General features: G+C 35.6%; 19 protein-coding genes and 1 riboswitch. Of the genes, 15 read left to right on the top strand and 4 right to left on the bottom strand.

All coding sequences use genetic code 11. The features are described from left to right. Positions 1-62 precede the first annotated feature (62 nt). The 3 genes from BK579_RS00305 to BK579_RS00295 all read right to left on the bottom strand — a co-directional run bounded on the left by BK579_RS00305 (position 63) and on the right by BK579_RS00295 (position 3,148). The gene (locus tag BK579_RS00305) at positions 63-1,274 is read right to left on the bottom strand and encodes a site-specific integrase (RefSeq protein ID WP_078543027.1); all 1,212 of its coding nucleotides are present in this window, start codon (positions 1,272-1,274) and stop codon (positions 63-65) included. Between the two features lie 444 nt (positions 1,275-1,718). Then, positions 1,719-2,537: a hypothetical protein gene (locus BK579_RS00300; RefSeq protein WP_078543026.1), complete on the bottom strand. Its 819-nt coding sequence runs from the start codon at positions 2,535-2,537 to the stop codon at positions 1,719-1,721. A 332-nt stretch (positions 2,538-2,869) separates the two neighbouring features. Beyond that, the gene (locus BK579_RS00295) at positions 2,870-3,148 is read right to left on the bottom strand and encodes a hypothetical protein (protein WP_078543025.1); all 279 of its coding nucleotides are present in this window, start codon (positions 3,146-3,148) and stop codon (positions 2,870-2,872) included. A 971-nt stretch (positions 3,149-4,119) separates the two neighbouring features. Here BK579_RS00295 and BK579_RS00290 point away from each other — a divergent pair. From BK579_RS00290 to BK579_RS00235, 15 genes are all read left to right on the top strand, one after another. Continuing rightward, the gene (locus BK579_RS00290; protein WP_235848301.1) at positions 4,120-4,584 is read left to right on the top strand and encodes a PfkB family carbohydrate kinase; all 465 of its coding nucleotides are present in this window, start codon (positions 4,120-4,122) and stop codon (positions 4,582-4,584) included. Between the two features lie 477 nt (positions 4,585-5,061). Then, the gene (locus BK579_RS25395) at positions 5,062-5,199 is read left to right on the top strand and encodes a hypothetical protein (protein ID WP_169891030.1); all 138 of its coding nucleotides are present in this window, start codon (positions 5,062-5,064) and stop codon (positions 5,197-5,199) included. A gap of 84 nt (positions 5,200-5,283) precedes the next feature. Further along, on the top strand, positions 5,284-5,802 hold the full coding sequence (locus tag BK579_RS00285; protein ID WP_204524652.1) for a tyrosine-type recombinase/integrase: 519 nt from the start codon (positions 5,284-5,286) through the stop codon (positions 5,800-5,802). A 269-nt stretch (positions 5,803-6,071) separates the two neighbouring features. After that, a riboswitch (cyclic di-GMP riboswitch) is annotated at positions 6,072-6,160 on the top strand. A gap of 148 nt (positions 6,161-6,308) precedes the next feature. After that, positions 6,309-6,854 carry a WxL domain-containing protein gene (locus BK579_RS00280; RefSeq protein ID WP_078550282.1) on the top strand — a complete coding sequence of 182 codons (546 nt, stop codon included), beginning with the start codon at positions 6,309-6,311 and terminating at the stop codon, positions 6,852-6,854. Positions 6,855-6,964: 110 nt separating this feature from the next. Continuing rightward, positions 6,965-7,999 (top strand): DUF916 domain-containing protein, encoded by a 1,035-nt coding sequence (locus BK579_RS00275; protein WP_078543023.1) that lies wholly within the window; start codon positions 6,965-6,967, stop codon positions 7,997-7,999. A 338-nt stretch (positions 8,000-8,337) separates the two neighbouring features. Then, the gene (locus BK579_RS00270; RefSeq protein ID WP_078543022.1) at positions 8,338-9,975 is read left to right on the top strand and encodes a muramidase family protein; all 1,638 of its coding nucleotides are present in this window, start codon (positions 8,338-8,340) and stop codon (positions 9,973-9,975) included. Between the two features lie 38 nt (positions 9,976-10,013). Next, positions 10,014-10,157 (top strand): hypothetical protein, encoded by a 144-nt coding sequence (locus BK579_RS25390; RefSeq protein WP_204524651.1) that lies wholly within the window; start codon positions 10,014-10,016, stop codon positions 10,155-10,157. 48 nt (positions 10,158-10,205) lie between these two features. Continuing rightward, positions 10,206-11,681: a DUF5667 domain-containing protein gene (locus tag BK579_RS00265; protein ID WP_078543021.1), complete on the top strand. Its 1,476-nt coding sequence runs from the start codon at positions 10,206-10,208 to the stop codon at positions 11,679-11,681. A 511-nt stretch (positions 11,682-12,192) separates the two neighbouring features. Then, on the top strand, positions 12,193-12,480 hold the full coding sequence (locus BK579_RS26205) for a hypothetical protein (RefSeq protein WP_235848300.1): 288 nt from the start codon (positions 12,193-12,195) through the stop codon (positions 12,478-12,480). Between the two features lie 58 nt (positions 12,481-12,538). Next, positions 12,539-13,534: a reverse transcriptase domain-containing protein gene (locus tag BK579_RS00260; protein WP_235848299.1), complete on the top strand. Its 996-nt coding sequence runs from the start codon at positions 12,539-12,541 to the stop codon at positions 13,532-13,534. A gap of 257 nt (positions 13,535-13,791) precedes the next feature. Next, positions 13,792-14,379, top strand: a complete 588-nt coding sequence (locus BK579_RS00255) for a WxL domain-containing protein (RefSeq protein ID WP_169891028.1) — start codon at positions 13,792-13,794, stop codon at positions 14,377-14,379. Between the two features lie 429 nt (positions 14,380-14,808). Continuing rightward, the gene (locus tag BK579_RS00250) at positions 14,809-15,429 is read left to right on the top strand and encodes a protein kinase family protein (protein WP_078543019.1); all 621 of its coding nucleotides are present in this window, start codon (positions 14,809-14,811) and stop codon (positions 15,427-15,429) included. Positions 15,430-15,795: 366 nt separating this feature from the next. Continuing rightward, the gene (locus BK579_RS00245; protein WP_078543018.1) at positions 15,796-16,236 is read left to right on the top strand and encodes a serine hydrolase; all 441 of its coding nucleotides are present in this window, start codon (positions 15,796-15,798) and stop codon (positions 16,234-16,236) included. A gap of 107 nt (positions 16,237-16,343) precedes the next feature. Then, positions 16,344-16,913, top strand: coding sequence for an SF0329 family protein (locus BK579_RS00240; protein ID WP_078543017.1), 570 nt, complete (start codon positions 16,344-16,346; stop codon positions 16,911-16,913). A 676-nt stretch (positions 16,914-17,589) separates the two neighbouring features. Next, positions 17,590-19,719: a sensor domain-containing protein gene (locus BK579_RS00235; protein WP_078543016.1), complete on the top strand. Its 2,130-nt coding sequence runs from the start codon at positions 17,590-17,592 to the stop codon at positions 19,717-19,719. Between the two features lie 313 nt (positions 19,720-20,032). Here the strand turns inward: BK579_RS00235 and BK579_RS00230 are convergent, their stop codons facing one another. Next, positions 20,033-20,458, bottom strand: coding sequence for a DUF2269 family protein (locus BK579_RS00230; protein WP_268876545.1), 426 nt, complete (start codon positions 20,456-20,458; stop codon positions 20,033-20,035). Between the last annotated feature and the right edge of the window lie 37 nt (positions 20,459-20,495).

Genomic DNA, 20,495 nt, shown 5'->3' with positions numbered 1-20,495 from the left:
ATGACTGGGTTTGTTGGTAAGGTGAGAGTGGTTTGCTAACATTTTGCTAACATTGAGGTAAATTAACGGAGGCTTCTCATGAGTTCACTGAACTTTTGGGAAGCTTCTTTTTTCATTTCTTTCGTAACGTGGAGATACACATTCTTTATAATTTGGTCATCAGTATGGCCGAGCCGGTCCATGATTTGTTCGAGTGACACATTGGCTTCGGCAAGTAGGGAGGTGTGTGTATGCCTTAAGCTATGTGGTGTTAATTCTTCATTTAGGCCAGCTATTCTAAGCAGCCTTTTCATTCGGTCTCTCACATTTTTAATCACGATGGGATAACCGAATTGTCTCTCCTTCTTAGCAAAGATAAAATCCCTATTGTAATAATCGTCACCTAATCGCATTCTTACTTGATTTTGAGCTTCCTTGTGATCCTTTAAAGTTTGAATAACATCTTCATCTACTACAATTTTCCGCCTTGATTTTCGGGTTTTGGGTGTGACTAATTGATACTCCACGGTATTGTTATTTGGATTATAATACGTCTTGGTAATACTTATCGTATGGTTTAGGAAGTCTATATCCTTCCACTTGAGAGCAACTAACTCTCCAACCCTCATTCCAGTATAGGCGAGTATTAAAAACACTAAGTAATCATGTTCAAGGCCATTTTGTTTTGCTGTTTCTAAAAACAAGGCAAGTTCTTCTTTTTCTAAGTAATTTGGAACTTCCTCTTCTTCGAGTTGTTCAATCGTTTTCCTATCCTTCTTCACATAAGCAAATTCCGTAGGGTCCTTCTTAATAATCTCCAGTTCTAAGGCCTTTCGGAGTATCATTCTCCCTGTACGATTAATCCCTTCCCTTGTACTATCAGCTAACCCTTGATCTTTTAAATCATTGAGAGCATCTTGGTACATCTTTCTTGTGATGTCTTTCAATTTTAATTGAGCAAAGTAGGGTAATAACCTCCCAATTTCATGAAGTCGAACACGAATAGTTCCGGGCTTAACATCCTTTGATTCACTATAGATAGGCAGCCATTCCTTAGCAAAGTCACTGAAGGTTTTGTCTGTTTCCTCTAAATATGTTCCTTGGTAAATTTCATGAATAAGAGTGGCAGCCGATTCTTCAGCTTCCTGCTTAGTATTAAAACCGCTTTTTACCTTTTGCTTTCTTTTCCCGGTGAATGGATCTAGTCCAATATCGACGGTGAAAGCCCATTTTGAACCACAAGTGCATTTTTTCTTTTTGCATTTACAATTTCTTCTGTAAAAATGTCCTTGCATAGGCATTCCTCACTTTCATATATAAATTTTGTTGCTAAAAGTTCATTATTTCCAATGAAAATAAGAAACATTCAATAAATAAATCAGGAAATTGATAGTGTGTGGTAGCAAAGGAGGATTTGTATTTTGAATGATTTGTAATGAATTAGGGGAGAAATAGAGATGTTGTGTTGTGAGTAATGAATAACCCACCCTCTGTAAACTCAAGGGTGGGTTATGGTTATTACTTTATTTATTTATTATACTCCTATTGGAGCCACTGCTCTTCCTATTTAAAAAATTAACATATCGTACCGTTAAAAACAGATTTGTCTCTAAATTTCTGTAACCTTTTTAGATTGTAAAGTGGATTCTGTTGCGTAGTATACTTAAGCTACGCAACAAAGAACATTATCGGAGTTTAGTGATCATTTTTTATAATCCTCATAAGGTATACCATCTTCATCAATCACTTCTAGAACTTATTTCTTCTTTAGTATTATCCACATCTTTTAAATCATTTGTATCATCGTCTAAGAAATCATCATTAAAAGGCTCGTTTCTTTCATAATCCTCATAAGGCACACCATCTTCATCATAATCATCCCAAACACTGCTGGAATCTAAATAATTATCTTTATCATAAACATGGGTACTTTTGGGAGTAGATCTAAAAGTTGCAGCTTCTTTTTCTCGTTCAATTTTCTGTTTTTCTAAATATCGAAGTCGTTCTTTTACTTTTTTATTTAGTTTCTCTAAGTCTGTATTGATATGAAATTCAACTACATATATCCTTTCTGGGTAATGAAAATTTAGCTTTGGTCTAAGAGGTTTTATAGGACTATCATTTCTTTCCACTCTTACCAGTTTAGAATATATCTTTATGTTTTTTTTCAGTAAATCATGTATAGCATGTTTGTACGAACCTTCTCTAGCAAAGTCTGATTCAGGATTTTTTAATAATGGTAAATAACCAAGTTTCTGATTTGTTTTATCAGTATATATTGCAATTCCAAACTCTTGACTGAAATAATCTCTTAGTCTTTCTAACTCTGCTGGATATGTATCGTATTTGGAACTATTGAATGGAGGCATATTATAATCGCATACTAATTTAATTGGTTCTTCAATGGAGAGTGATTCAAATATACATTCCGTTTCTGGAGTAACTTCTACTGAGAAAATATGATCAGCTTTAAACCATGAATCTAATATTCTTTGAGTATATCTTTGATTAGCTTCTTTTTGTGTGCTTTGAATAAAGCTAAAAATAGAATTTAACATTAACTCATAATTCTCCTTTCTATATAGGTAATTCCAATTTTTAGTATATAATACTATTCTAATTATCATATACTAAAATCTTGATTTGGCGGAAAGGTTAGGTCATGCAGTTACTAAGAATGAATCTAGATACTTTTTTGTATTACTTTTTGGGGGAACCTCAAAGAAGAAGCTTTTGATAGTGAAGTATTAAAACCCTTATTAAAGACTCAAAAGTATTTATTGAGTAGTACATGCATTACAAAAATAATAAACGTATAAAAGTAAAATTGGCTGGTTTAAGTCAATGCAATATTGAACTCAAACCAGCCAATCGGCTACATATCAAAACTCTAACTTGATAGTTTCCTCTGTTCTAATTTTTGTTTCTTCTTCAACCGTTTATAAGCTGATTTAAATGCCTGTGCAATAATCATTAGAACGACATATATAACCGTATAAAGAATTAATTGATTGAAGAAACCTGCATATAGCACTCTTTCAGCACCTGCAAATGCTTGTCTATCATAAAAATAGCTAAGGTCACTGATTAATGCTGCTACTGTTAGAAAATAAATTAAGGTAAATACAATTTGTAGAAAAACTCCAAGAATATAGCCAGTCTTCTCCATTGGTTGTCTCCTTTAAGATATACTCTTATATATATCGGATAAAGTGGTACATTTCTTAAATGTTCTTCCAATTTTATACTTTAATTAACTTAAACTATAATATACTACCATTTACTTAGAAATTTATGGTCAAGCATGAATAGATTGTGGCCAATCATTGACTAATATAAATACTTATGGAAGGGATAGGTGATAATCTATTAGCCAGGTATATGAAAACAATATTTATGGTAATTGGTTTATCTTAGAAAGGATATGAATTGATATAGACAAGTAAAGAAAATTGTCACACAGTAATGTAGATTAGAAAAAGGGTTATTTTTTAAAAGACTTAATAATTGATGTTACTGTAAAATGAGTAAAATCAATAAGAAACATACATAACTCGTAACATACATAACACTCCTTATTTAGAGGTTGATATTAACTTAATAACTATGACTAACGTAAAGGCATTCTTCGTTTCATCTATCATTAGACCATCTTTCATAACTTGGTGTTGTATTTTACCTTTCTCTTTATCTAATATAAAACCAAGTGATTAAACTTTATATGAAAATTGGGTCAAAACTCGATTTAAGGACTAGTAGAGCATTTTGAAATAGAACGGTTAATTGTAGTCTCAAGTTGGCGATTAAAACCTTTCGTTTTTTCTTCCGATTCATGAGCATATGAAGAGTTAGTCAGAAAAAGTTTAATCCCTTAAAGTCGATCACTAACCCCTTCAACCCCATTTTTTATAGATTATCATAATATTGTCAATTCGTTTCTAGATTTATTATATTTTAACTTTTGTTAGGTGAATCGTAGAGCTTCTACTTTATAGACTCTTCGTAAATCGTTTTATAATGACGTTTGGATCAATTATATCTGAAAATGTAATCTACAAAATTCTAATATTGTCTTTTCAGATTTAGGAGATATATTATCCTTATTGAAAGTGACTAAGCTAATAAATTTATATCTCTACAATGTTAGAAAATCCTTCTTACACTAAACAACTAGAAAGTTGTCTAAAAATGAAAAGCTTTACTGCACAGTACGTTGTAATGTGTCCTATATTATTACTTTTCCCTTTTCAATCCACCTATATAAATTCAATGAAAAGTGCAAAAGCTGCTGGAAAGTTCATCTCCTTTGATCCAAATTATCGAAAGGATCTTTGGAACGGACATATGTTAACATTTACTACGCTAGCAAAAGTGGGAATATCATTGGCTGATTTTGTTAAAGTGAGTGATGAAGAACTACAAATCATAACCGGTCTTGATAATATAGCAGAAGGGATAAAATCCCTACATGATCTAGGTGCAGGAGTTGTCGCTGTAACATTAGGGAAGGAAGGGACTTACCTCTCTAATGGGATTAGAAGTGAGATCATCCCAAGTGTAAAAGTAGATTCAATTGATTCCACCGGTGCTGGTGATGCTTTTTAGGGGCCACCCTTTACCAATTAGCCAAAGAGGATCTTAAGTCCATTTTAGAAGACTTCGACCGCCTCAAAAAAAATGATTTGCTTTAGTAATAAAGTAGGTGCATTGGTTTGTACGAAGGTTGGTGCCATAACGGCTATTCCGACAATGGAAGAGGTTTCTTCTAATCTATAATGAAATCTTAGTTCAAAGCAGAGGTAGAAAATAATGGTGTAAGGTTAACTTCCTAATAAATGCTAACATTTTGCTATCGCAATCTAGTGAAAAACAGTAAATTCTCGTTAAAGATGTTACAGACAAATTTTAGAAAAATCCAGAAATACTGCACTTAAAGCACACGGAGTTAAAGATATTACACACTCTCACCTTAGGGGGGCATGATGTAAGGTTTTCATTATTATTAAAATGAGAACATTTCGCAGGTAGACACGTTTCGTACTCAATAGACTACTTCTCATAAAAATGGGAGGTAGTCTTTTTATGTTGATTAAAATTGCTTACCAAGATTTTATTGAGGACAGAAAATTTAAAAATACGTCAAAGGAAAACATTCGTAATTATGAAACGATGTTAAGAGCGTTTGGTGAGTATTCCAACTCAAGGCGTAGTAAAGTTTGAGAAATCACTTATAGCATAATACGGCAGTTCCTTATGGAGTGTCAACAAAGAGGGAATAAGGCTGGATCGATCAATTCTAAATTGATGCGCATACGTGCTTTTCTTAACTATATGATTGAGTGTGAAGTTATCAAGAGTAACCCCGCAAAGAAAATAAAACCACAAAAAGAAGATGTGAAAATTGAGGTTTTTACTGATGAACAAAATGCACAAATGCTTTCCTACTATCGTCGAATCAAACAACGGGAAAAATCGTATTATGCGTATCGTGACTATATGTTGATTATTACTTTTTTAGGGACAGGCATTCGTAGGCAAGAGGCAGTAAATCTAAAGTGGTCTGAAATTGATTTTGATAATCATAGTATGTCGGTGTTTGGAAAAAGCAGAAAAAAGGATACAATACTTATTACAGAAAAATTGGTAAAGGAGTTATCTGCTTATCGTATTTTTTGTGAAAGATACTTCACTAAATTAGGAGAATATGTCTTTGTAAATATAAAGAACGGACCAATGACAGGAAATTCATTGATGTTAGTATTTAGAAATCTCTCACGAAAGATGAATTTTAAAGATGTAAGAGTATCGGCTCAACCTTATTAGCGCCAATCCTTTTCTTTGCCATAAAAATTACCTCCTTATTTGTAAAGTATAACAAAATGTTAAATTCGCTTATTGCGAATCAGGTTACAATTCATCAACAAGTAGATTATATCACTTTTATCCTCCTATAAATTACATTGTAACTAAATGTTAAACTGGAAAAAATTTATATCTACCCTTTTTTTGATTTACAGAGTAATATTAGTTTCAGAGAGTGATGGACGACAAAATTCGACATAGATAGAGAGAGTCAAACATCGTTCTCATTCTTGCAATAAAGGCAAAGTCGTTCGAAAGGCGATGACTGCAAAGTCTACAGACCTAAAGTGAAATTCATTATGGTGGCTGGGCTGCTGAAGAATGGAGAATGATACTCACACTATGAGTTGAAATTCAAGATTCTTCCGATTCAAATCAAAATTTGTTTTGGAGGGATTTTTTTAATGGAAAAAAACAACTTTGTATCTATAAATCTATCAAACAACCAATCTAAAGGAGGAAATAATATGAATAAGTTCTTTAAGAAATTAGTAGTTAATGTAGCAGCGTTCGGATTTGTAATTGGTGCATTCGCAACATCTTCATTTGCAGCAAATTCTTCAATCACAGGTGGCTCATTATCAATGACTCAACCAACAGTAGATAACTTTGCTGCTGTAACATTAAATGGTCAAATTCAGACTACTACTGCTTCATTAGGTGCTTTTACTGTAACTGATGCAACAGGAACTGGAAGTGGTTGGCAATTAAATGTTAAAGCATCTCAATTTACTGACTCTGTTAAGGGTTTAACATTACCGACAAATTCATTAGATATTGCACTTCCAACAGTAACGGCTCAAGCAGGAGCAAGTGATGTATCAACACTTACAAAAGCAAGTGGTAAAGTTGACAATGCAACAGGTGTGAAAATTCTATCTGCTGCATTAAATGGTGGAATGGGTGCATATGATGTATCGGCAAACACACTAACACTTAACCTTCAACCGAAAGATGTAAAAGCAGGAACTTACACTTCTACAGTTTCTGTAACTGTTACAACTGGACCATAATAAATCAAAATTTGATTGACCATGTCTTGTAGGCATGGTCTTTTTTATTTTCTCCATTAATGGAAATCCTATTACTTGGTTAAAATAAAAGACTATAGGGAGGTGTAAATATGAAATTGAAAAGAGTTTGGTTTTGGGTGTCTATTTGTATTTTATATGGAGTGGTTGTTTTTTTTGTTAATGAAAATGCGAAAGCCCAAGAGACTAATCTCCCTTTAAGCATTGAACCAATCTATCCTAAAAATCACAATCCTCAAATCAAAGGGTACTTTGACTTAACTGTAAATCCAGGAGATGAGCAGTCCCTTAGTGTTCGTATTACAAATAAAGAAGACGAAGAGGTTACAGTTAGTATGAAATCAGCCAATGCTTATACAAATCCATCAGGTGGAATGATGTATGAGGATGAGATTGATTCTCCAGATACCGGCCTTTTGAATGATGCTGTTCGGATGGCTGAATATATTAAAATAGAAGAAACTGTAACAGTTCCTCCTCTATCTTCTGTCGATGTACCAATCGAATTTAGTGTTCCAGGTTCGGATGGACAAACTCTTTTAGGGGGTATTCTGTTTACAACACAAGGGGATGAAACTGAACAGCAACAAGAGGTTGAGGAAGGAACAGCGAATTTTGTACTCAAAACGGAAACTGTATATGCCATTGCCGTGCAGTTGAATTTACCAACAACAGTTACATCTAATTTCTTTTTAGGTGAGGCTGGGTTTATCCCAGAAACTGCCCAAGTTTTTATTGAAATGACCAATGATGCCCAAAAGATTCAAGAAGAAATTACAGGTACATATAGTGTTTCAGATCAAGAAGGAAATAAGTTATTCAATGGAGAATTTGGTCCGTTCAAGATGGCTCCTAAGTCAAAAATTAGGTACCCATTCCAATGGGGGCATGATACCCTTGAAGACGGAAATTATACGTTGAACATAAAAGGGAATATTGCGGATAGGGCGTTTTCTATATCTAAAGTCTTTACAATAAAAAATAAGGATGTTGAAGAATATGTAGAGAAAACTCAACCTAATGTACCTCAAGCAAATGTCAATAATGGGATTCCGATATGGGTCTGGATAATAAGTGCAGTATTATTTGGAATAGTGATGTTCGTATTAGGAAAAAGAAAAAAATAGAGGGGTTATACTTCCGCTTATTCCCATAAATGATATGAGGTAACATTTTCCTTGCTGAACTTAGAGGGGAGAATGATGAGGAAAATAACAATGTAATGAAAATGTGTATTTTAATTGTAATACAATCTCTTCAATATTCGTAAGTTATAATTTGGAAGTACCAATAAAGAGGCCCAATATGTAATAAAACCTGCTACATTAACTCTGCAACCTCCATTTAACAAAAATCAACTCATTATTATTGAGTTGTTTTTTCATTTTGAATAATGTTTCCTTTTCTTTTGAAGAATACTAGAGATTAAGTAATAAATGTCAAAGAGAAGGAGAGTGAGAAGAGAGTGGAGCATGTTCAAAGATATGAACTTCAAAAAAGCAATCAACATGATTCTTATACGTTGGTCATCTTTCTAAATGATCACTTAACCGAGTTTGCCTCGGAATTAGGGAGTGTTCCTGGCACAAGAAAAGATATTCTATCATCCGCAAAGCAAGTCTTACGTGAACGGTATCCAAACGTCAAAGTAACGATGGTGAAGGTCATGCTTGGCGGGATGGTGGTGGCTTCGATCCCCCTTATGAACAACACATCATCTGCATATGCCGCAGAGCCAAGTACGACAACAAGCCAAGTGGCACAGTCGAATAGTGTTTACTACCAAGTTACTTCAGGTGATACTCTTTGGGGCTTATCGAAGAAGTTCAACATCTCTGTTGATGCCATTAAGAGAGCCAACAACCTGACATTGGATTTATTACAACTCAATCAACGCTTAATTATTCCAAAAGCCTTTCATACAGTTGAAACAGGCGATTATTTAACGGTTCTTGCGAAAGAATACGGAGTTAACGTGGATGCCATTAAGGAAGCCAATCAGATGACAAGTGATGCTACTCGTCTTGGGCAAACACTTATCATTCCTGTTTTAATGGGAAGCGGAACAAGTAAACCAGCACCAACAATGACACAAGAACCACAAACAACTCAAACTCAAGGCTCAACCTACACCGTTGTAGAAGGAGATTCTTTATGGGGGATTGCTCAAAAGTTCGGCACAACTGTCATTGCCTTAAAGAGTGCAAATAACTTAACGAGTGACAGCCTTCAAATTGGTCAAACATTAACCCTTCCAACTGGAGGAGAAGTGGCACCAAGTCCAAGTACAGAACCAACACCAAGCGTGACTGTAACCTTTCATACGGTTGTGGCGGGAGACACGCTTTGGGGAATTGTAAGTCGTTATGGAACAACCGTCAATGCTCTAAAACAAGCCAATCAGTTGTCATCTGACATACTTAGTATTGGACAGACGCTTACCATTCCATCGGGTAGTGTAGCAACACCTACTGAGGACACACAAGCACCGACTCCTGCACCTACAACACAAGAAGAAAGAGCAACCTTTACGTATGCTGTTCGTTTGGGTGACAGTTTATCGGTTATTGCAGAACGCTTTGGTGTAACAATAAATGCGATCCGCACAGCCAATGGTTTAACATCGGATATTATACGAGTCGGACAACTCTTAACTATTCCAGATGGAACAAATGCACCTACTCAAACTGCAACAAATACAGTTACTTACACCACGCACACCGTTGTTTTGGGTGATAACATTTGGAATTTAAGTGTGAAATACGGGATTCCACAAGGAGAACTATTACGAGCCAATAATTTAACGACATCCAGTATGCTCTCGATTGGGCAAAAACTAACCATTCCTGTTCATAACATCGCCGTGAAAGAGGTGGTGAGTGAGAGACACGGGGAATATTTGAATTGGTGGACCGAAGCACAGTACGTTTTTCCAATCAACAAAACCGCAAAAGTTACCGACTTTGCCACGGGGAAAGTTTCTATATCAAACGAACTATTGGAGCAAATCATGCTGATTCCGAAACCCTTACCACTAATGATACGAATATCGCTAAATCCATTTGGGGTGGTTTTTCATGGACTCCAAGAGCCGTTATTTTAGATATTGACGGAAGAAAGATTGCCGCTAGTATGAGTTTCATGCCACATGAGAGAGAGTATATTTCCGGAAACGGAATTACTGGTCATTTTGATGTGTACTTCGGGAATAGTACTCGTCATGTAGATGGCAACTCCGATGCCTCCCATCAGAGACAGGTAGAAATCGCAGCAGGAATTCGCTAGGTATATTAAGGGAAATCTAAATTTAAGAATGGAAGGAAGTAACGCTTGATGTATTTTCACAAACATGAATTAAACCCAAAAGGAGATGCCTATGAGGTAATTCTTTACATCAAACCTCAACATTCCTTTGAAGAGTTTGCCGAAGAGTTCGGTCTTACAAAGAAAACAGAAGAAGATATTAACCGTGTAGCCATAGGCTATGTCAAAAACAATTTTCCTACTCTAAAAGTGAAAGCCATTAAGGTGATGATGGGTGGGGCATTGGTAACCACAATCATGTTCGGAGGTAACATGACTCAAGCCTTTGCGAATGAACATGAAACCACAACACAAACTGAAACGACTACCGAAACAACGACAGATAGTACCACAACGGATACAGGAACAAACACAGACACGACAAGTCCTGACGGTGCAACGGATACAATAACTGAAACGACAGATACAACGACAGAAGAAACAGCTCCAACAGGGGAAACCACTACTACGGAACCCGCACCTGATGGAACCGAAGGAACGACTACACCAACGGATGAGACAACAACTGAGGAACCAACGGCTGATGATCCAGGTCTTTTGCCAGGTGATTTCTTTTACTTTGTCAAAACTCTGTCCGAAAAGGTTTCTCTAGCCCTTACCTTTAATGATGTTGAAAAAGCCCAAAAGTTAGCCGATTTCGCTGCAGAACGGATTGCTGAAGCCAATGCTTTACTCGCTGAGGGAGATACAGAAGGAGCCGCAGCAACCTTACAAAAGGCATTAGAAAATCAAGAATTGGCATTGGATTATAGCGAGATAGTGGCTGAAGAAACGGGAACAGCAGAAGGTGATGGAACAACCGATGCTGTCAGTGAAGTACGCCAAGCCTTAGAGAAGCAGTTTACAGCAAACACGATGGCACTTTTACTGGCTATGGAGAAGGTTGATAATCCGAAGGCTAAAGAGGCTTTAGCAAAGAACGTGGAAAAATCCTTTGAAAGAATGTCCAAGAAACTTGAAAAAATCGGAGATATAAAGGCTAAAATCCAAGAGAAAATTGCTAAAGGTGAACTGGATGATGTAGAAGACCTTGAAGACGATTTAAGAGAGTTACAAGAGGAGATTGAAGAAGACCAAGAGGAATTTGAAGAAGAAATGGAAGAAATAGAGGAGAAAAATAAGGAAGCCAACGCAAAAGGCAAAGACCGAGATAAAGATGACGATGACGACAAAGATGACGAAGCTGAGGAAGAAGACGATGTAGACGAAGATCGAGGTGCAGTAGTTCCTCCTCCAGCCCCTAAGAAAGCAGAAAATAAAACCGAAAAGAAACCAGAGCAGAAGAAAGAGGAGCGTAAAAAAGAGGAACGTAAGAAAGCTGAGGAAAAAGAAGAGGAAGAGGACGATGATGAAGAGGAAGTTCGTCAGGAAACCAAGCGTGAAGGAGTAAAACGTGAAGCATCTAAGAAAGAGGCTCCTAAAAAGGAAGAGTCTAAAGAAGAAGAGAAAGAGGAAGATGATGAAGAAGAGGAAGATGATGAGTAGTAGTATTGGTCATAAAGAGGACCCCATTAATCCATGATGGTGCCCTTTTTATGGTGCGCCCGGCATGGGCTATAACTTGGTGGTGAAAGTCCACTACAGGCCTGGCAGTAGGAACTGTTAGCTAATGGCAAGGGTGTCCATCGTGAGGTGGAATCTGAAGGAAGCCGGAGGCAAAATCCCGAACTGACGAACAGAAACTGTATACAAGGCTGAATTGGAATGGACGAATCTGCCATACGTGACGAAATCCAATACTGCACGAGTTCCATACAGTAAATACAGCAGTTACATTGGAGGAAGGTTATAGCTCTTACCCGGGGAAGTCTTACAAGGGTTCCCGACAAGAGAGATGTAATATCTCACAGGAACAAGTCTTCCAGTGATGGTAGTCTGAATTGTAAGAAGTCAGCAGAGGTCATAGTAGTTCTATAAGAATGAAGGACCGAACAATAATAATCTTGAAAGAATATGGAGGTAAGGACAGTGCATAGACCACAGAAAACATCGAAAGATGGCTCTTCGCAAACGAATAGGTTGGAAACTGGAAAAATATGCGAAAGCGTGTAGTCCTGACCTTAACGAAATAAGACAGCAAGATGGTATCGATTTAATTGACAAAGTGATTGATAGTAATAATCTTTACAGAGCGTGTGAGAAAGTCAAAGCCAATAAAGGTGCACCGGGAATTGACGGAATGACTGTAGACGAGCTTCACAGTCATGTAAGTAAATTCCTTATCCCTATTAAAAAGAAACTTAAGGATGGCACATATAAGCCACTCCCAAGTAAAAAGGGTTGAAATCCCTAAATAGGATGGGTCTAAGCGTAAGCTAGGTATTCCGTGTGTCAGGGACCGTATGGTCCAACAGGCTATCTACCAAGTTATTGGTGGAATAATAGACCCACACTTCTCTGAATCAAGTTTTGGTTTCCGTCCTAATAGAAATCAACACCAAGCCATGAAACAATCCATCAAATACTATAAACAGGGACATAGAGTAGTGGTTGATTGCGATTTAAAAAGCTACTTCGATACCATTAATCATCAAAAATTAATGGAATACCTTAAGGTGTTCATCCAGGACAAAGTTATATTACAATTAATTTGGAAATTTCTTAAGAGCGGAATACTTGAAGATGGATTAACTAAGCGAACAGAATTTGGCGCTCCTCAAGGTGGTGTACTCTCACCGATTCTTAGTAATATTTACCTAAACCAATTAGATAAGGAACTGGAGAAACGGGGACACAAATTCGTTCGCTTTGCGGACGATTTTTGTGTTTACGTTAAAAGCGAACGTGCTGGTCTCCGAGTTCTGGAAAGCATTACTAGATATCTTGAGAAAGAGCTTAAATTGTCAGTTAACCGAACCAAAAGTAAAGTAGGTTCTCCCACTAAACTGAAATTCCTTGGTTTCTGTATTCACAGTACCTCCAAAGGAGTTGGGTGTAGACCCCATCAATCAGCAAAGAAAAGGTTTAAATCCAAACTAAATGACTTAACTAAGCGAAATCGTCCTGGAAAATTCGAGGATATCGCCAAAGAAATCAACCAGGTGACAGTTGGATGGATAAATTATTATGGAATCGGTTTTATGAAAAGGTTCATAAAGGAAATGGCACAGTGGTTAAACCATCGATTGAGACAGCTTATTTGGAAAAGATGGAAGAAAATCAAAACAAAATACTATCAACTTAAAAGATTAGGTATCAAACACGAGGAAGCCTGGAAAGTAGCAAATGATATTGGAGGGTTTCCAGAAGTGAAACACTACAAAAAGCAATTAAAATCAAAACGCTCACCAAATGGGGACTTAAAGACCTCAACCTATTATATGAGCACCGATACTTAAGTTATTGAACCGCCGTATACGGAACCGTACGTACGGTGGTGTGAGAGGTCGGCTAATCAATTAATGATTAGCCTCCTACTCGATTTCCGTTCGGTTCTTGCCCTGTACTTACAGTCTTTTCTTTTTGGTTTAGGCCTTATGAGTAACCATAATAATAAAATAACAATGACAACGATAATGTCCGTATCAAAAAGGAATATTTACCTCAACCAAAAGACTAGAAAAAATTGTAATATATTATGGTGGAGGAATTACAAATGAATATAAGTAATAATCCTAGAATTAAAAAGTTATTTGTTTTCTTAACACTTGTTCTGTTACTTGGTATTGTAATAGTTCCCAAAGTGACGATCGCTTCATCAAGTGAAGGTTTTGCTTCGGCTACGATTAAGCCAGGCCCTCTTACACTTGAAACACCACGTGAGTCTACTAAATTTACTTTAAATGAAGAGAAAAGTATTGTAACGGGCAATGCAGGAACATTAGTTGTCACAGATGCCACGGGTTCTGGTTTAGGATGGAGAGTTTTGGTAACAGGATCACCTATCCTAGAAACCAAAGCAGATGGTTCAACTACCATTCTGTCTGAAGGTTCTGTTAGATTGTATAAAGGTGGAGCAAAGATGACATCAAATGGCAGGTCGTTCCCACACTTCTTTGATTCTAACTATCTTGTGTTAGTTAAAGGTAAGCCAAACACGGTATTGACTGCTTACAACGATGAAGGAATGGGGCAATTTCACATCTCGTTTGCTGATGACTCGCTCCGTATGTATCTACCAAATTATAACGAAACATCCACTTACTCTGTATCTATTACTTGGTCTATCACTCAAGGCCCTTAATTTTACATATAGCAATTTTGATTTTATTTACATAGTCAATACAGCCTTTTTTTGTTGAGGGTTCTTTTGGTAATAATTCTAATATTTCATCGACAGAAATTCAACTTTTTACTATAAGAGCAGATATATTCGAAAAAATAAGGCCCCTGTGGTGAGAAGGGAACCATACTGGTGAGACATTCTACTCAGTTATAATTATGAATCATGTATTTAGTATCTTTCAAGTAAAAATACATTCCAAGATTTTTTTTAGAATGATCAATATAAAACTATTATAGGAGAGTCCTAAAATGAAAAAGAAAATGAACTATTTAATCTTATTTTTAACGACAATCTTTATAATTGGTTGTACCAACGTAGAAGATGCATCCAATACAGATGTAGAAACAGATATACAATAAGTAACCACAGTTGAAGTAAATAAAAATAATGAAAAAGAAAAAATTGTCACTACAGTTGATCATACGAAGGAATGAACGCATTTTAGCAAAGATTGAATCAGGGCAAGAATACTTCTTAAAAGGAGAATCTGCAAATAAAGAATATTGGGAAGCTTGTTGTTTTTATGCAAGGGCCTTATCAGAACAAGGAATGAATGTGACTCATTGTGAAAAATCCATAAATGATACGTATGTCATCCAAGCTGAGGATAAAGTTTTTTCTTTAGAACGCAGTCTATCTGGTGAACCAATGGAATTCATAACAGATAGAGAAATCAATGAGATCGGCCGTTTATTAGGTATCCAGCACTCTTTGTCTAGTAAAATAACAACGCCATTCACTAAAGGGACATCGTGGAGTTTATTTGGAGGCAATCAAACGGGTGAGATTGGAGATTATGATGAAAATGAATTAAGCTATTTGGATCTTAAGAAACAATATGAAACTCATCATTTGTTGCCCAAAATTGAATTATTATTTAAACAATTCCGCCAAACTCTTTATAAAATATGGAGTATTTTACCTCAAGGGGCAGTTCAGGGAGATTTCTGCTACTACAATATGCTTCAAGAAAAAGATAGAAGTCTAGCCATTTATGATTTTAATTAGCTGGTAATGAAGTCTTTCTAAATGAATGTATTTCAGTTGGGGTGTATCATGCTTGGCATGTACCATACATAGGAGTTTTAAATGAAGATGACCGATTCAACTATTTATTGATTCTTATAGAAACGAACGCCCTTTTAATGAAATAGAACAAACCAATACATCACAATTGAAAGCAATTATTCGAGCATTTCGATATGACGTATAGAAAATGGAATTGCATTAAGAGATGAACTTGAGCAAGATCTGTTTTTACAAGAAACCTTACTCATACTTGAAAATGCTCTATAAAAATATTTAGTAATAAATATTGCTCATAAAGCATGTACTTTAAAAAATTATTAACTTGTCAGAATTAACGTCTCTAAATTGATACTAGGTATTCCAGCTGCGGTTGCATTTAAAAGCACAATTAATGATATGAGTCTTTATTTAAAGCACAAAATGGGAATGATAGATAATCCTTTAAAAGAAGCAATTGACTTAACCCATACATATCAATCTATTAAAGCTCATAAAATGGCAAACATGGGTCTTAGCTGGTTTATCGAGGAAAAGAAATGGAGTAAGTATCCACTTATCCATCATAGAGGTACAACAATGGGCTTTCATACGTATTTTGGTTTTATAAAAGAAGAACAAATAGGGATCGTCATGTTCTCAACCATACAGCTAACTACTTTTAGAATGAAAGACTATAAGCCTAATTCCTCAGCAAGAAGTGTTTCCAGAAGTAATTCTTGTGGTTGTGACCACATACACTCTAGATATGTAGAGTGCTCGAACCACGTTAGTATTTCCTTATCTTAGATTGCTGTAGGTTGTATTTAGTATGTTCGATGTGTTGGCTATTGTATTATGGATAGTAGAGCGACTGCCTCATAAATATTTATAATATAAAAATTAAGGAGAATTACATGGTCTGGAGCAAATTGAAGCAAAATCTGGAGAGTTTTCTTTGTCCTGCATTATATGGAAGGGTTGAATATCGTGCAACCAGCTACCGTTATTTACCTGATAAGGCAGGACTTTGTTATATTTCGGTAGATAAAAAGAATGTACTCAATATGAGTGATACAACTAACTTAATCAGATGGTATCAGACGGAACTGGAAATTAAGAATGATTCAGATATCCAAATTTCTATCACCAATGAGGATATTGAAGCGGTAAGAAAAGAAACGAAAGGGATAGTTCCGGAGGATCGGCTAAAAGTAATTGCAAGGGGTAGAAAATTATCAGAATATGCAAAGGAGCTTTTTTCAGCGCAGTCATCATTAAGCAAATCAAATTTTATCGTTGTAGCTAATAAGTTTTTATCCACTTCTATAGAGGAAAGCATAGAGAGCAATGATATCCTATTGAATATTCTAGCTTTAGTGGACAGAAGGGTTGGAAAAAAACGAATTTTAAACATGACCGAGAAGATGAAGTTAAAACATCCAATCGTGCAGTATTTTTATGAACTACGGCTTAGTACGTTTTGATCATAAATAACGCATCACCTGAACATCACTTATTTAATACCTTTGTGGTCTACAAACAACACAGTAGGATTGTGTGAATAGATGCTAACATTTTCCTAACGCAATTCCATAAAAAACGGTAAATCCTCGTTAAAGATGTTACAGTCGAAAACATCCAAAGCGTTGATTTACCGAATCTTTTGCACCTCTGGTTAACGATATTACACATTCAAAGCTTACCGGAGGCATGATGTAATGACCGCTCAACCCCTTGGTATATAAGGATATGAAGTGGTTTTGCTAACAAATTGCTAACATAAGGTAAACATAAAAGAGGCTTCTCAAAAGTTGATCCAACTTTTGAGAAGCTTTTTTGTGTATATGTTTACCATATTCTCTCAGGTACACGCTTAATAATTAACTCTTGTAATACGTAGTAGACTATATACTGCGTAATAAATATATTCCCTTTTAGGTTACTTTGTGAAAGAATGTATTTAAGATAAACCACCTAATAGTTATTTAATATTTTCCAATTAAAAAGTGAAAATACGCATGCTATAATAATCAAAATGAGTAGACTATATAACCTACTACTTCACAACACTTGGAAGGTATTGAATTGGGCAACTTAGTTGGACTTAATGATTAAACTACATCTTAGAATAATAGAATTATTTGTCATAGGAGAGAGTTAATGATAATAGAAAATAAAGAACAAAATTCACGGATTTTTCGCCAATTTTTTAGTCAGTTAGGGACCTATATAAAAGACGATCAAACTGAATCAGATTTTGTCGGATTAATGTTTGAAAATTTGATTGAAAAAGCACCTATTGGAATTTATATACTAGAAGAAGGTTCTCTTTCATATGTTAATAGCTATTATTCGGATCTTTTGGGATATACAAAAGCAGAACTAACACAAGGTCTTGTATCTCTTAAACAAATAATTCATCCTGAAGATTATCCAACGATTCAAAATAGAATTGAATGCAGAAGAAAAGGTGATAAGAAGGTAGCGAGATATCGTATACGACAAATTAATAAAAAAGGGAAGTTAATATACACTGAAATTCAAAGCTTTATGGATGTCGTTCGTAATAAGATGGTACTCTTTGGCAGTGTGACAGATATAACGGAACAATTCAATGCCCAACAAATGCTGCAAGAGAGCAATGAAAAATATAAATGCCTTTTTGAAAGTAGTCCAGATGCCATGTATTCAATCGATGAAAACGGGATTTTGATTGATGTTAATCCGGCAGGTGAACTGCTTACAGGTTATTCGATTAAGGAAATGAAGGGAATGCCTTTCATGCCCCTTATTGCACCAGAGGATTTACCAGAAGCTATTAAGCATTTTGAAAGTGCTAAAATTGGGGAACCGAGCAGTGGAGAGTTGGTTCTTATCCGACAAGACAAACAAAAAATTCATATAGAAACAACCCATTTTCCTATGAAGGTAAATGGAGAAATTGTTGGTACCTATGGAACAGCAAGGGACATCACGAGAAAAAAAATATACGATGAGAAAATGAAGGAACTCGCTTTTTATGACCCTCTTACCAGGTTACCAAACCGTAAGTTATTTGAAGATCGGTTAGAGCAAATTATTAATCTTTCAAAGAAAGATGAGAAATTATTTTCTGTTATTTTTCTTGATTTAGATCGGTTTAAGTTTATAAATGATTCTATGGGTCATCATATCGGAGATGAGTTTTTAAAGTTGGTGGCAGAAAGATTAAAACAAACTATAAGGAATACAGATACGTTAAGCCGATTAGCCGGGGATGAATTCACCATTCTAGTGCCTGATACTACTAAAGAGGAAGTAATTATTATGACTGAGCGAATTATCCAAAATTTAGCTGAACCCTTCCACGTGTCTGGACATTGGTTAAGTGTTTCGGCAAGCATTGGAATTGCATTCAGCACTGGAATAAATGTTGGCGTTTCCGAAGTAATTCGTCATGCGGATACTGCAATGTACAAAACGAAGAAATTTAGGCAGAGTCAATATACGATTTATTCTGAGGAAATGGAAGCGGAAACTTTATATAAATTAACAATTGAAAGGGATTTACCCCTTGCAGTTAAAAACAATGAGTTGGAATTGCATTATCAGCCGATTCTGGACTTAGAAAGTGAAAAAGTGATTGCAATGGAAGCACTAGTTCGTTGGCACCACCCAGTGCTTGGAATGGTTCCCCCAAATGATTTTATTCGTGTAGCAGAGGAATGCGGGCAAATTATTCCTATTGGGATTTGGGTTCTAGAAACTGCATGCATCCAAAATAAGAAGTGGCAGAATTCCGGAATGAATCCATTTAAAGTAGCAGTCAATGTTTCTACTAAACAACTGCAACAATATGACTTTGTTGACACCATTAAAAACCTATTGATTAAATCAGGGTTGGATCCGAAATGGCTTGAACTCGAGGTAACTGAGAGTATTCTACTTGATAATGTTGAGGAAATAAAAGATAGTTTAACAATACTGAGAGGAATTGGCGTATCGATTTCCATTGATGATTTTGGTACTGGCTATACTTCTTTAAGCTATCTCCGTCAATATCCTTTTGACACAGTGAAAATCGATAAAATTTTTATTGATGACATTAGTCGAGATTTAAATGGGAAAAGGATTACATCCGCAATTATATCTCTAGCACATAGTTTAAATATGAATGTAGTTGCGGAAGGTATCGAAGGTGAGACAGAACTACTATTTTTAAAGAGAGAGAAGTGTGATGCAGGGCAAGGCTATTATTTTAATAAGCCGATGTCGGTTCATTCACTCCCGAATGACTTGTTTAAAAAATAAGAAGCTGTACTAAAGTGAGCTTCTTACACTTTTTATTTAAGCATTGATCTATTCTAAAGATCTCGAACAGTTCTCTTCACTGGATGGAATTAAAGATTATTAACGGAGAGATGGCGAGCTTGAAGAATATACTTCAAATTTAAAAAGAAGAGAATGAGGATGATTTAGAGTACAAATAAATCAATGATCAAGGCACTGTAACCTTTTACAAAGCATGCCAAAAATCATTGATTTATTTTACATGTTTACCGTATACTTTTGTATTCCAAAATTGGCTAAATAAAGTTATGTTATATAATATAAAAAAATTGTATCAGAAAGGTTTTAATGACATTAAAACAATTAAAACGACAACAGAAGCTCTAGCGATATTATCTAGCTTACCAATTTGCATAGCGATTGGAAGATATTCTTTAGGTAATTCTTCACCATCCGCTTTCTCTAGCAATTCCACTAATTTCCCGACCCTTTTAGGGATTGCGATTATTAAAACGGGTTGCACTGCTAGATATAAAACTAAAGCTACAACATACCATGCTTGTGACCATAGATACGGATTTAAAATCCCAAGAACTATACCTGATACTAGAAGAGTGATACTTCCTGTTTTCGCGTACTTTTCAACAGTACCAGCAGTTTCTATAGCCTGTTTTGCTGCAGATACCGTTACCCCTTTCTTCATGATAGAGGGATTAGCAAATACAGCACCTAGACTGCAAACAGCCGCAATTACATGAATAAGTACAATAATTCCATAAAGTGTAATTTTTTTCTCC

This window comes from Litchfieldia alkalitelluris (assembly GCF_002019645.1).
Lineage (GTDB): Bacteria > Bacillota > Bacilli > Bacillales > Bacillaceae_L > Litchfieldia > Litchfieldia alkalitelluris.
Note: the sequence above shows the minus strand (reverse complement) of the source record. Positions and strands in the feature narration are given on the sequence as shown.